Source organism: Methanothermobacter wolfeii (assembly GCF_025397995.1).
GTDB classification, from domain to species: Archaea; Methanobacteriota; Methanobacteria; order Methanobacteriales; family Methanothermobacteraceae; genus Methanothermobacter; species Methanothermobacter wolfei.
Map to the genome: position 1 here is coordinate 117,766 of NZ_CP104550.1, position 13,541 is coordinate 131,306.

Sequence of the window (13,541 nt, forward strand, 5' to 3'; positions counted from 1 at the left end):
TTTATTTTTTTGGTGATGAATTGAAGGAAATAAAGGTTGAAGATATCCCTGAAGAAATAATAGAAACTCTGGAAGCCAGGAAGGAACATTTCATCAGGAACTGTGAGGGAAGAACACCAAGATGCAATGAGGCGTCTCTCCCCGGCATGGTCACTCAGAGGTCCTGCGTGTATGGCGGTGCAAGGGTAATCCTGATGCCCATAACAGATGCCATACACCTTGTCCATGGACCGGTGGGCTGCGCAGCATGCACATGGGACATAAGGGGAAGTAAGAGTTCAGGATCACAGCTTTATAAAACAGGATTCTCAACGGGCCTTGAAGAAAAAGAGATCGTATTCGGAGGTGAAAAGAAACTCCTTGACTGCATAATAGAACTCAACGAGATCTACTCACCATCAGCAATATTCGTTTATTCCACATGCGTGGCTGGAGTGATAGGAGATGATATAAAGGCTGTTTGCAGAAAAGCCGGAGAAATCACAGGTAACAGGATTATACCTGTCCAGTCAGAGGGATTCAGAAGCTTCAACAAGTCCCTGGGTCATCAGCTGGCATGCCAGGTGCTTGTAGAATACCTTATTGGCACAGTCCCGGGAGAACAGGTGCCGATGTCAGTAAATCTTGTGGGTGAATTCAATGTTGCAGGTGATATGTGGGGGATAAGGTCGCTCCTGGAGGAGCTCAACATAGGGGTTGTGGCCTCTATAACAGGTGATTCAACCGTAGATGAGATATCAAGGGCCCATACAGCCAGCCTTAACCTTGTTCAGTGCAGCAAGTCATCTAAATACGTCGCAAGGGAGATGGAGAGGATCTACGGAATCCCCTATATTGAGGTAAACTTCTTTGGAATAGAAAAGACTGCTGGGTCCCTCAGGAAAATCGCAGAATTCTTCCACCTGGACATGGACCAGTTTAACGAGTGGCTCGCAAGGAAAATCCATCAAACAACCTCCAGAGTGGAGAGATACAGGGAAAGGCTCAAGGGCAAAACAGTAGGGATATATGTTGGTGGTAACAAGGCATGGTCCCTCATAAAGGCCTTTGAGGACTTGGGGATGGAGGTGATCATGACAGGAACCCAGAATGGCATCCCTGAGGACTACCTTAAAATAAGGATGGCCTCGGGGAAGAGGACCATCGTATTCGATGACGCCAACCCGGTTGAACTCTCAAGGCTCCTCAAAAAATATAAACCGGATCTGGTGGTATCCGGTGCAAAGGAGAAATACCTTTCATACAAACTTGGAATACCCTTCTGTGAATTCAACCATGATAGATTAAATCCCTTCTCTGGATTCGGGGGATTCCTGAACTTTGCAGAGGAGGTTGAGAAGGCCCTGAACAGTCCGGTGTGGAATTTAGGTTCAGGAGGCTGATAAATTGGATTTGAAACATGAAAAACATGCTGTTATAAACCCGGGAAACATGTGCCCACCATTCGGTGCCGTGATGGCTTTCCTGGGTATAAAGGGATCCATGCCACTGGTACACGGGTCTCAGGGCTGCAGCACATACATGAGGTTCCAGCTAACAAGGCACTTCAGGGAGCCGGTTAACATTGCTTCAAGTTCCTTAAACGAATCCACAGTTGTCTATGGGGGCGAAGAAAATCTTTTAAAGGCCCTGAATACCGTTGAGGATCAGTACGGTCCTGATGTAATTGGAGTGCTATCCGGGTGTCTTACAGAGACAATAGGGGATGACCTGGAACTTATAGTCAAAAAATATAGGGAAAGGGTGTCATCAGAGATTGTGACGGTACAGACACCAGGATTTAAGGGGACGCACATTGAAGGTTATGACACAGCAGTTTATTCCATTCTGAGGGATCTAACCGAAGTGGGTGAACCCGGGGGAAGTATCAACGTTATACCCGGAATACTGAGCCCTGCAGATACATTTGAGATCCGGAGGATCTTTGAGGAGATGGGAGCCATGCCTCTGATGATTACAGACAATTCAGAGTCACTGGATGAACCCTTCACCGGAGAAACGTTCTTCATAACTGAAAACGGGACAGATATTAATGAGATAAGGAATGCGGCCGGGTCAATGGCCACAATCAGCTTTTCAGAGAATGATGCCGGGAAATTCCTTGAAAGGAGGTATGGTGTTAATGATACTGTCACGGGCCTTCCGGTTGGCCTTGAACGTACAGACAGACTCCTTGATAGAATCTCTGAGATTTCAGGGCTTGAAGCACCACCCACTCTGATGAGGGAGAGGGGGAGGCTTATTGATGCCATGATTGACTCTCATCAGTACACATATGGAAGAAGGGTTGCAATATTCGCAGACCCGGCTTATGCCCTTTCAATGGCCTCGGCGGTACTGGAGATGGGGATGGTACCATCGGCAGACTGGAACGAGAAACTCCCATCACTGGATCTGCGGATGGTACTGGAGATGGGGATGGTACCATCGGCAGTCTTTACAGGAGCAAGCAGTCCAGATCTTCATAGGATCATGGCCCTCCTCCAGGAGCGTTATGGTTTTAAGGCTACCGTGAAGGATAAGGCAGACATCTTTGACCTTGAACTTCATCTGAGAAAAAGACCGGCCGACCTGCTGATAGGGAACTCCTACTGCAGCAGGGTAGCCCATAAATTCGGGATACCCCTCTTCAGGATGGGATTCCCGGTTTATGATAGGGTAGGAGCCCAGAGAATAGTCCTGGCAGGTTACAGGGGGGCATAAACTTTGTTGACTCCCTGACAAACATCATACTCCAGTTTTACTATGACCAGGATGGTTATGAGAGGAGGGATTAAAATGAGAATAGCGGTTTCATCAGATGACGGAGTCCATGTTAACAGACACTTCGGGGATTCGGGGGTATTCCTCATATTTGAAACAGAGGGATCTGAAATAAAGTTCCTGGAGATAAGAAGAAAGAAACAAGGATAAATAGGCATTCAGATTGCTGGTTAACAGCATTTGATCTTCTGGATGACTGTGAGATATTTATATGCAGGGAAATCGGCGATGCACCCTGAGGGAGGCCAGAGGGAGGAACATGAAGGTGTTCAGGTCAGGGGAGAGGGTGGGCCCCGCCATAGTCAGGGCTCTGCAGGGAGCATCAGATGAGGACTTTTAATGAAGGTTTTCACGACATGTACACGGGACTGTCCAGGGGCCTGCGGTTTAAATGTGTATGTTGTTAACGGTAGGGTGAAATCAATAACCGGCAGCAGGTTACATCCATACAGCAGGGGTTTTTCATGCAGCAAGGCTTCACTTTCATAGGAGAAGGCTTTATTCAGGTTCAAGGATACTTGATCCCCTTATAAAATCAGATGATGGCACCTGGAAAAGAATATCATGGGACACAGCCCTGGATATACTATCAGAAAAACTTCTTGAATGTGTTGATGAGTACGGATCGGAATCAATAGTCTACTATCAGGGCTTTGGAGTAAGAACAGCCCTCAGACTGATTAACAGGAGATTCTTTAATCTTCTTGGTGGTGTAACAACACTCAGGGGCACTCTATGTGGCGGGACAGGACAGGCAGGGCAGGAGCTTGATTTCGGAGTCAGGATCTCCCATGACCCCCATGACCATTTAAACAGCAGATGCATCTTCCTCTGGGGCAGGAACCCCTCCGTTACTGATGGGAACCTGTGGAGGATAATAAGGAGGGCTGTGAGGCAGGGTTCGACTCTTGTCACTGTAGACCCCATAAGAACCCTGACAGCGAAGCGTTCAGATATACACTGTCAGATAAGGCCCGGCACTGACCAGTACCTTGCACTTGCACTATCAAAGATCATCATAGAAGAGGGCCTCCATGACACTGAATTCATAAAAAGGCATGTGGATAACTTTGAAGCATACCTTGAATTAATCGAGGGATTCAGTCTGCAGCGCCTCTCATCAATCACTGATGTCCCTGAATCCATGATGATGGAACTTGCAGGCCTCTGTTCCGATGGACCAGCAAGCATGATCACCGGCTGGGGCCTCCAGAGGTACAGGGATTCCCATATGGCGCTGAGATTTATAGATGCCCTTGCAGCCGTCTCAGGGAATATAGGTATACCCGGGGGCGGTGTGAGCAGCGGCTTTGATGAGTACGGGGCATTTGATATGGGAGTAACCCTTGAGAAGGAGACCAGAAAAATTTCCATGCCCCTCTTAGGGAGGGAACTTGATACTCTTGAGTCACCACCTGTTAGATTAGTTTTCATAACCGCAGGTAACCCTGTCACCATCGGTCCAAATTCAATGAGGACCCTTGAGGCCCTTCGAAGGGTGCCATTTGTTGTTATGGTTGATCACTTTTTAAACGACACATCCTATGCATCGGATCTTTTCCTGCCTGCAACAACCTTTCTGGAGGAAACGGATCTCGCGGGTAGCTACGGGCACAGCTATGTCTCCCCCGTTAACAGGGCAGTTAAACCACTTGGAAATTCAAGGTCAGAGTTCTGGATTTTTCAGAAACTCTCAATTACTATGGGGATTCAGGAAATGAATGGATCAGAGAAGGAATGGCTTGAGCTAATAGCATCGGGCCTCCTGGATTATTATGGGATAGAGATTGATGAGCTCCTGAGAAAACCCTACAGAAACCCGGTACCTGAGGTCCCCTTCAGTAACATGGAGTTCCCCACTCCCACAGGGAGGTTCACGTTACCTGAAGAGATAACCCCTGAAGCACCTGAAACTTCAATGCGACTCCTGACGGTCATGCCACCAGAATTTATAGGGTCAGGGGAACCTAAATCAATGGAGGGCCTTTTAAGGATTTACATGAACCCTTCAACAATTTCAGAAATGGGATTTGAGGATGGTGAAGTGGCTGTAGTAGAATCAAAAACCGGGACAATCTGCGCGATCCTGAAGCCATGTGATGATGTTCGCAGAGACTGCGCTTTCACCTACAGAGGAGGATGGTTATCGAAGGGAAACTGTATAAACGCTGTTATTGAGGACATGGAGAGTTATCCAGGTCATGGAACACCTTATAATGAGACTGCAGTAGGATTAAGGAAAATCAGAGGTTCGGGGGGATCTGATCATTCTGCACACTAAAGATGAAAGTTTAAAAAAAATCATGTATCTACTGGGGGCTGCTTCTGTTGAGGAAATGGCTCATCAGACTCACAACTATGAAGCCCGCCACTATGAGTGAAACAATCTGCAGTGCTGGGTTCAATCATATCACCTCATTCATCAACGGCCTCTATTATACATACTCCACCTTCACATTCATGTTCGAGTTCAATGAGGTAGTCTTTTAGTTTTTCAACATCAATGGTTGTAAGACCCTTTATAAGGTCACTGTCAATTTTTATCTGAATAACCCCTGAGTTATTTGTGACAACCTTCCCAGGTATGTACACACGGCCAAGGGATAATCTGACGGTATCCCCTGGTTTAACTTCTTCTTTGATGTACCTGCAGAGTTCCTCACAAGTTGCACATCTGTTTTCTTTCTTCAAAGAAATCACCTTCTACTTTGATTATTAATTGGTCCTTCATGTTTATAAAAACTTCAGATCATGGGGGTAGCCAATGCCATGCCAGCGTCTCCAACCAAGTTGAAGATTCATAGGTTAGGGATACAGTTCCTCCCACGTTCACCGGCCCATGAATAGTCTAATCTTGGGGTCCAGGATGCACATCATCTTAGAGTTCATCGACCAAACGAGGCAGGGGCTAGTTAATGTTCATGGATGGATGCACATCATCTCAGAGTTCATCAGCCCATAGGAACCCTTCAAGGTCCATAAGGCTTTCAACGGCCTTCATTTCTATTTCTATACCTGCCTCGCTCACCGCTGCAAGGGGGTTAAGTCCGCCGGGGTTGACGATCCCTGCCCTGTATTTCTCTACGCGTGCATTGTAGAGTATCTCACCTGGCTTACCGGTGCCAAGTATCTGGAAACCCGTCTCCTGGAGGTTCTCCATGACTTCAAGGGCATGTCCCCTTGCAAGGTAGGGGACCTCGCGGAGACTTGCAAGTACCCTGCCCTGTCCCTGAACCGCATCAAGGACAGCCGTCATGTTCTTTGACACGTAAATCTCATGGGGGTCAAGGGAGGATCCACTGTAGGCTGTTAGTTCAACAAATCGCATTTCCCTGGATCCTGTTTCAAGGAGCCCTCCATAGCGGGGGGTGGACATGACACCATTTTTTATCAGTATACCGTCCACCGTGAGGCTGCAGACCGTTGCAATACCGGCCATCTTCCCGGCATCCATTACCCTTATCATGGGGAGTGTTGAGAACTCCGGCCTCTCTGCAAGGACATGTCCGATGATCTCAAGGGCATCATCAAGGTCATCCTTCCTGAGGAAGGAGATGTTTGCTATAACCTTACCTGAACCATCCGCGGGGTTGAAGTCAACATCATTTATGAGGTTCCATGCCTTTGAGAGGAGGAAACGGACCCTGATACCTCCGGTTGAAGATGAACTTACAAGCCTCTTTTCTGGCTTTACAAGGGGACTCAGATCCCTGAAGTCTATGAGGTTCTCTGCAAGTTTAATTTCAGCATCATAACCCGCCTCCTGGATGGCGCAGAGTGGTGTTATACCCCCTATTATCGCCACGCCTACCATACCATCATCAACAGGCACACCCAAGACGTCCTCACCGCCACGGCCAACACCAAGCAACCCTGATATACCCGCCCTTTCAAGTTTCCTGAATATCCTGATGGCATCATCCCGGGCACTCTCTGGTATCAGGCGGAAGTCGGCGGGCACGGACCCTGAACCTTCCCTGATGACATCGAGGATTGAGGTCATGTTCTTTGATGTGAAGGCCTCGAGGGGGGTCATGGATGTTTTCCGGTAGGCTATAAGGTCTGTGAAGGCCGTTGCCTGGTGGTCGTCGAACTGGACTATCCCCCCGAACTGGGGTATGACGGGTATCCCGTTTTTAAGGAGTATGCCATCCACCGTTGTGCCGCAGATGGTCTTTATGATATATTTATCGTCGTTTTCTTCAATTCTGACGTAAGGGCTGAGGCAGAAACCATTTCTCATAATGGATTTTAGTGTTTCGATGGAATCAGGGGATATCAGGGAGGTGTTGACAACTACCTTCCCCTCAAGGGTGTCTGGGTTGAAGCTGGTCCTGTAGATCATGCTCTCAAACTTTGAGAAGATGAAATTAACCTGGTCATAGACAAGTCCCTTGTTTATCTCCTGAAGGCCCTTCTCTGTTATCCTTCTGCCGGCGTAGCCAACCCTTTCGGTCAGCCCCTTCTCATCCAGTATGCGCATATGGTATCTGACGGCCCTCTCACCGAGATTGTACCCCTTCTTTTTAAGCTCTGAGGCTATGATCTTGGCTCCAAGAACGTCGTCGTGCTCTGCAAGAATCCTTAAAATCTCCATCATCTTCTGGTTGGTCTCTTCAGCCATCAGCAAACACCATATAAAAATAGGAGGGGGGGTTATTTAAACTTTTAAAAAATAGTTGGGGGAATCAGATGTCAAGGTACCTTTCAAGTTCGTACTTGAAGACCCTCACACGGTAGTCATCCCATTCCTTGTGTTTGATTTCCATAAAGTTCTCATAGACATGGTCGCCAAGGGCGCCCTTAACGACCTCGTCCTCTTCAAGGGCGTGGTATGCCTCCCAGAGGCTTGATGGAAGGGTTTTGATTCCCATCTCCTGTAGTTCCTTCATGGATTTATCAAACACGTCAATCTCTGTTGGTTCACCCGGATCTATCTTGTTCTGTATACCGTCCATACCGGCCTCCAGCATGGCTGCGAAGGCAAGGTAGGGGTTACATGATGGGTCAGGCATCCTTAACTCCACACGGGTACCCTTACCCCGGGATGCAGGGATTCGGATCAGTGTTGACCTGTTCTGGAGGCCGTAGGCAATGTATACAGGAGCCTCGTATCCAGGGACCAGCCTCTTGTATGAGTTGACTGTTGGTGCGCACACAGCTGACAGTGCGGGTGAATGCTTCAGGAGCCCTCCGATGAAGTACATGGCCTCATCTGAGAGCTGTGTTTCTGTGTCAGGGTCATAGAATACGTTTTCACCGTCCTTGAAGAGGGACTGGTGGCAGTGCATACCGCTACCGTTTTCACCGAAGAATGGTTTCGGCATGAAGGTTACCATGTAGCCCATCTTGTCTACTATGGCCTTTATGGCCTGCTTGAAGGTTATAACTGCATCGGCTGTTTTAAGGGCCTTATCAAATTTGAAGTCTATCTCGTGCTGACCCGGCGCAACCTCGTGGTGGCTGACCTCCACGTCGAACTTGAGGGCTTCAAGGTCCATGACGAGCTTTCTCCTGAAGTCGGTTCCCTGGTCCACGGGTTCAACATCAAAGTATGCGCCGCAGTCGTGGGGTATTATGTTTCCTTCCTCGTCCTGGTCAAGGATGAAGAATTCTGGTTCTGGCCCGACGTTGTACTCGTAGCCAAGGTGCTCGTACTTTTCAAGGGCTCTTTTAAGAACGTACCTTGGGTCTCCTTCGAATGGTTTTCCTTCTGGCCAGTAGACGTCACAGATGAATCTGCACACGCCCTTCTCTTCCGGCCTCCATGGCAGTGTTGAGAAGGTGTCTGGGTCGGGTTTGAGAACAAGGTCACTTTCGTTTATGTCAACGAATCCCTCAATTGATGACCCATCAAAGAGGAGGCCGTCCTTTATTATGTCCTCTATCTGGTCCGGCCTCACCAGGGGTATTGCCATATTCTTTGGTTTTCCATGTATATCTACAAACTGCAGGCGGACGAATTTTACTCCGCATTCATCCATTTTAGCTATTATTCTTCCAATCTTATCTGACATGGGTTATGCCTCCAGTGGCATGAAACTAAACTATCACCGGAAATAACTTTCCTTCTACTGGTTTATATAGTTTTTGCCACGGGGACCTCGATGACCCTGAATGGTTCTTCACCCATGAGGTCAAAATTCAGCATCCTGGGGGCCTCTATCACCCTTCCCCTCTCTGTAAGTATTTTAAGGGCCTCAAATGACTGTATACATCCTGTTAAATTGGGTAAAGGTCCAAGTACAGGGGGTGTGTCCGAAGAAAGTCCATCCAGCTTCCTGATTACTTCATCTGTAAGTTTGCATCCGGCGGATGGCAGCCTGAACATCTCCTCATAGGATGGGGAATTAACTGTGAAGACCGTTACCTGGCCCCGGGACCCGTGGACCGCACCGTGTATGAAGGGTATTCCCCTTTCACGTGACTTTCTTGATGCAATCACCCTCCCCGTTATGTTGTCAAGGGCATCAACAACAAGGTCGGATTCCCCGATTATGCCGTCGGCGTTATCCCAGGTGAAGATTTCATTGAAAACCTCCACTTCAACAAAGGGGTTGATTTTACGGATCCTTTCTGCTGTCACCTCGGATTTGGGCAGTTTGAGGTCATGAAAACTGCTCATAATCTGTCGGTTAATGTTGGATATGTCGAAGACGTCGCCATCAACTATTCTGAGGCCGCCTATACCCATACGTGCCAGCATCTCTATAACCGCACCGCCTATACCCCCGCAGCCGATAACCGTGACGGTTGAATCCCTGAGTTTCACTTGATCAACCTTTGAAAGCAGACCCATGTGTCTGCTTACCATCTCCCAGTAGGCCATACCCTCATATCTTCTTGGCATCTAAACCCTCTTCAATCATTTTATAGGGGTTATGTAGCGCCGGATTTATATCTGTGCTGGCTTGGCATTAGAATAAGATAAATTATCAGAAAGAGTTCTGAATAGAATAAACTCCATTAAAAGCAGATTTAAGATGCCGGGGGCGGGATTCGAACCCGCGGCCTCACGGTATCCCAGGAAAAAGTCAGAGCACTGCTTAATACCCTATGAGCCGTGCGCTCTAACCAGCTGAGCCACCCCGGCCTGACTTATAGAAAGTCAGTTTTCATCAAATTTAAACTTTTCTGTTGTATATAAATCCATGGTCCTGTGCGCACCTTATTAATTGAGATGCAACATATAATTATCCGGTGAGTTTATGAAGATCAGGGGTCCGGACTTCTCGGAGGGTGCCTGTGGAATATGTCATGCTGTCCTCAAGGAACTCACAGAAACAGGCCTTGAAGCCAAAACCATGGAGTGCCCTGAAGGGGTGAGGGCGCTGATATCTGACAGGTCCGGCAGGACCATGGGTGAGGGTATGGATATAACATGGGCTCCGGCGATCCTGGACGCCCAGATTGACGCCGGCCTTATGGATGATGATACTGCAGATAAACTCAGACCCTTCCTCACTTCAGGAACCGACCGGAGAAAGGTTGCAGAGATGTCAGGCTACGGGAGGGTGGTTAACACAGCCTCCGCCGTTATCACACATCTGTGGTCAGAGGGGGGCTTCATTGAGATTTTAAGGCAAGGTCCGGGGATAAAGGTTGTTTTCTACTCGGATAAGGGTGATAAGATTGTATCGGCGGCATCAGGGTTCTGTCCTGTATGCGCCATTAACATAGCAGCCTCAAGGGTCCCAGCAATCCGGAAGAGGATTTCCAGTAGCAGATCCAGGAACACGGGGATGGAGAAGTATGAGAGGGGGATTATAAACAGGGTGTCCTGGAAGCGGAGGAGGATTCATGCAGAACTCATTGAGGATGGGGCCGTAATCGGCAGGAACTGGGGCTGCTGCATAGCATATGCGACTGTCAGGGCAGAGATTGATGCAGGTTTTGGAAGCAGGAAATGGAACATTCTTTTCAGGAATTACTGTGACATGTGCCCCCTGAAACACTTCTGGCTTGAGAAGCCAATGGGTGCACTTGGAAACAGGATACTGGAGAGGATGGGGCGTGCAGGTGTCAGGGAGACCGTGAGGATGGAAGATTATATAACTGTTGATATCATATCTGGTGATGATAGGGTTGCATGTGGCATAGGGACGCTATGCTCATTGAGTGCAACGGTGAACGCATTCCTCAGGTCCGATGCTTCCCTCATTTTAAAGCCAGGTCCTGCTGAGGGGTTCCCGTACCCATAGGTGTTGAGGTGTTCTGTTTGGGTGAACATGTGATGGAGGCCCTGGGAAAGACCCGTGTCAGGGTCAGGGATGGAAGGGTGGTTGAGGTTTCCCAGCCACTAATCGAGTACTGTCCACTGTTCCATAAGTATCGAGGCATTGAAAAAATCACATCCGAGGCTGTTCGTGAGAATATTGAATTTCGCATTAAAGATTTTGGCATGTGCACCGGGGATCGTGAATTAAGAATGAGGGATTTTCTATCATTTGGCATCTCGGAGATAATCTCAACACTCCTTGAGGAGGGTGAGGTTGACGCCGCGGTCATGGTATGTGACGGTGCAGGGACGGTCATAGTCACCGAACCAGAACTTGCCCAGGGGATAGGGGGAAGGATATCAGGGTTCCTAAGCACCTCGCCTGAAGAAAGGGTCATAGAATCAATTGGACCCGAAAATGTCCTTGAACCTGAAAAGGCAACCATAAATCAGGTTGAAGGGGTTCAGAAGGCAATTAAGATGGGTTACAATAGAGTTGCTGTTACCGTTACCGACCCTGAGGATGCGGAACGATTAAGGGAACTTGATGGCGAGATTTACATCTTTGCTGTGCACCTGACAGGGCTGGACTACAGGGGGGCTGAGAAGATAATCAACACTTCAGATGTTGTAACCTCCTGCGCATCAAGGTACATAAGGAGGATAGCGGACAGGAGGGCGCTCCTTAAGGTGGGCTCGGCGATACCTATATACGCATGCACAAAGAAGGGTAAAGGGTTCATTGAACTCAGAATGAATAGAACAGGCAGGACCCTGGATAAAGCAGGGGAAAAGGAGAAAACATCACCCAGACCCCTAATTTAGATGTGGTCAGCAAGGGCCTTTATGATGCAGCTCTGGGTTATGAGCCCCACAAGCTTCCCATCCTCAACAACGGGTATCCTCTGATAACCAGTATCAGCCATTATCCTGCTGATCCTTCCTATAGGGGTATCCTCATCAACAACAACAAGCTCCTTGCTCATAATGTCCCTTACACGGAGCTTCAGGGCCTCTCCACCGGCAAGGAGTATGTCCCGGTGGGTTATGAGTCCAACAAGCCTTTCACCCTCCACTACAGGGACCCCACCAACATTTGCACGGACCATTTTAAGGTTGGCTGCCGCGACCAGGTCATCTGGTTCCGCAACAATGACATCGCGGAGCATTATGTCCCTTGCACGGAGTTTTCCGATCATGAAATTATTTGTATGGCTGTTCATATATTAAGTTGAGGGATCAAAGTGACTCAGATGGAAGAAGCAAGAAAGGGCAATATAACCCCTGAAATGGAGGAGATTGCCCGCAGGGAAAATGTGGATATTCAGATGCTCATAAGGTGCGTTGCAGATGGGAGAATTGTGATACCATCCAACGTTAACAGAAAATCATCCCCATGCGGTATCGGTGAGAACCTTTCAACAAAGATAAACGCGAATGTGGGTTCATCATCAAGGATGGAGGACATAGAACAGGAAGTTGAGAAGGCAATGGCTGCTGTTAAGTACGGTGCAGATGCGGTTATGGATCTGAGCACAGGTCCACTCCTTGCCGAAGTCAGGAAGGAAATCCTCAGGGCAGTTGACGTCCCAGTGGGCACCGTACCCATATATGAGGCAGGGGTAGGATCCTTCGCATCCACAGGTTCAGTTGTGGACATGGATGAGGATGACATGTTCAGGGCCATAGAGAAACAGGCAAGGGAAGGCGTTGACTTCATGACCATCCACTCGGGAATAACCCTTGATGTCATTGAAAAGGTCAGGAAGTCAGGGAGGATCATGGGGATAGTCAGCAGGGGAGGAGCGTTCCTGGCCTCGTGGATGATGCACAACCAGCAGGAAAACCCCCTCCACAGCAACTACGAATACCTTCTGGAGATAGCCTATGAATACGATGTCACCCTCAGCCTGGGCGATGGTTTAAGGCCCGGTTGCCTTGCAGACGCATCTGACATACCCCAGCTACAGGAGCTCCTGACACTGGCGGAGCTTGTGGAGAGGGCAAGGGAAATGGATGTCCAGTGCATGGTTGAGGGTCCGGGGCACATGCCGCTGGATCAGATAGCAGCCAACATGAAGATACAGAAATCCGTCTGCAGGGGAGCGCCCTTCTATGTCCTGGGCCCCATAGTTACGGACATGGCCCCTGGCTATGACCATATAAGTTCAGCCATCGGAGGGGCTGTGGCCGCCATGAACGGGGCGGACTTCCTCTGCTATGTCACACCAGCGGAGCACCTCTCAATCCCATCTGTTGAGGATGTCATCGAGGGGGTTGTGGCATCAAGGATAGCTGCACAGGCAGCTGACGCTGCAAAGAAAATCCCTGGAGCATGGAAATCTGAAATTAAAATGGCAAACGCCAGAAAATCCTTTGACTGGGATAAACAGTTCAGCCTGGCATTTGACCACAGGAAACCTGCCGATTACAGGATGCAGTGTCCTGTTGAGGACCGGGACATGTGTTCAATGTGCGGTGAATACTGCGCCCTCCGCATCCTGAGGGACAGTGATGAATGATACAGAAAAGGAGTCATAATGTTTCTGATCCGGTTAAA

At 48.6% G+C, this 13,541-nt stretch carries 14 protein-coding genes and 1 tRNA gene; 9 read left to right on the forward strand and 6 right to left on the reverse strand.

The annotated features are described in order from the left end of the window. Window positions 1–20 precede the first annotated feature (20 nt). From nifE to N5910_RS00640, 6 genes are all read left to right on the forward strand, one after another. A complete protein-coding gene (gene nifE, locus N5910_RS00615) occupies window positions 21–1,382 on the forward strand; it encodes a nitrogenase iron-molybdenum cofactor biosynthesis protein NifE (RefSeq protein WP_261599646.1) in 1,362 nt (453 codons plus the stop codon). Window positions 1,383–1,386: 4 nt separating this feature from the next. Then, window positions 1,387–2,703, forward strand: a complete 1,317-nt coding sequence (locus N5910_RS00620) for a nitrogenase component 1 (protein ID WP_261599647.1) — start codon at window positions 1,387–1,389, stop codon at window positions 2,701–2,703. 75 nt (window positions 2,704–2,778) lie between these two features. Then, the gene (locus N5910_RS00625) at window positions 2,779–2,913 is read left to right on the forward strand and encodes a NifB/NifX family molybdenum-iron cluster-binding protein (protein WP_191216315.1); all 135 of its coding nucleotides are present in this window, start codon (window positions 2,779–2,781) and stop codon (window positions 2,911–2,913) included. Window positions 2,914–2,974: 61 nt separating this feature from the next. Further along, on the forward strand, window positions 2,975–3,103 hold the full coding sequence (locus N5910_RS00630) for a hypothetical protein (protein WP_255477820.1): 129 nt from the start codon (window positions 2,975–2,977) through the stop codon (window positions 3,101–3,103). Further along, on the forward strand, window positions 3,103–3,252 hold the full coding sequence (locus tag N5910_RS00635) for a hypothetical protein (protein WP_261599648.1): 150 nt from the start codon (window positions 3,103–3,105) through the stop codon (window positions 3,250–3,252). The genes N5910_RS00630 and N5910_RS00635 overlap by 1 nt, the downstream gene beginning before the upstream one ends. Window positions 3,253–3,322: 70 nt before the next feature. Then, the gene (locus N5910_RS00640; protein WP_261599869.1) at window positions 3,323–5,044 is read left to right on the forward strand and encodes a molybdopterin-dependent oxidoreductase; all 1,722 of its coding nucleotides are present in this window, start codon (window positions 3,323–3,325) and stop codon (window positions 5,042–5,044) included. A gap of 134 nt (window positions 5,045–5,178) precedes the next feature. Here the strand turns inward: N5910_RS00640 and N5910_RS00645 are convergent, their stop codons facing one another. From N5910_RS00645 to N5910_RS00665, 5 genes are all read right to left on the reverse strand, one after another. Next, on the reverse strand, window positions 5,179–5,463 hold the full coding sequence (locus N5910_RS00645; protein WP_238337927.1) for a DUF2097 domain-containing protein: 285 nt from the start codon (window positions 5,461–5,463) through the stop codon (window positions 5,179–5,181). Window positions 5,464–5,704: 241 nt separating this feature from the next. Then, entirely contained in the window at window positions 5,705–7,387 is a 1,683-nt protein-coding gene (locus N5910_RS00650; protein ID WP_261599649.1) for a DUF128 domain-containing protein, read from the reverse strand. 64 nt (window positions 7,388–7,451) lie between these two features. Beyond that, a complete protein-coding gene (glnA, locus tag N5910_RS00655; protein ID WP_261599650.1) occupies window positions 7,452–8,780 on the reverse strand; it encodes a type I glutamate--ammonia ligase in 1,329 nt (442 codons plus the stop codon). Between the two features lie 62 nt (window positions 8,781–8,842). Continuing rightward, window positions 8,843–9,613: a HesA/MoeB/ThiF family protein gene (locus N5910_RS00660; RefSeq protein ID WP_074358293.1), complete on the reverse strand. Its 771-nt coding sequence runs from the start codon at window positions 9,611–9,613 to the stop codon at window positions 8,843–8,845. 134 nt (window positions 9,614–9,747) lie between these two features. Beyond that, a tRNA-Met gene (locus N5910_RS00665) sits at window positions 9,748–9,856 on the reverse strand. Window positions 9,857–9,971: 115 nt separating this feature from the next. Between N5910_RS00665 and N5910_RS00670 the strand changes: the two genes are divergently transcribed. Both N5910_RS00670 and N5910_RS00675 read left to right on the forward strand, forming a co-directional pair. After that, window positions 9,972–10,964 carry a hypothetical protein gene (locus N5910_RS00670; RefSeq protein ID WP_074358294.1) on the forward strand — a complete coding sequence of 331 codons (993 nt, stop codon included), beginning with the start codon at window positions 9,972–9,974 and terminating at the stop codon, window positions 10,962–10,964. Between the two features lie 17 nt (window positions 10,965–10,981). Then, on the forward strand, window positions 10,982–11,806 hold the full coding sequence (locus tag N5910_RS00675) for a methanogenesis marker 8 protein (protein ID WP_074358295.1): 825 nt from the start codon (window positions 10,982–10,984) through the stop codon (window positions 11,804–11,806). On the opposite strand, the gene N5910_RS00680 is transcribed toward N5910_RS00675, so the two are convergent. Beyond that, entirely contained in the window at window positions 11,803–12,180 is a 378-nt protein-coding gene (locus tag N5910_RS00680) for a CBS domain-containing protein (RefSeq protein ID WP_074359678.1), read from the reverse strand. The genes N5910_RS00675 and N5910_RS00680 overlap by 4 nt on opposite strands. A 45-nt stretch (window positions 12,181–12,225) precedes the next feature. On the opposite strand from N5910_RS00680, the gene thiC reads away from it, so the two are divergent. Continuing rightward, window positions 12,226–13,503, forward strand: a complete 1,278-nt coding sequence (thiC, locus tag N5910_RS00685; protein ID WP_261599651.1) for a phosphomethylpyrimidine synthase — start codon at window positions 12,226–12,228, stop codon at window positions 13,501–13,503. The last annotated feature ends 38 nt before the right edge of the window (window positions 13,504–13,541 follow it).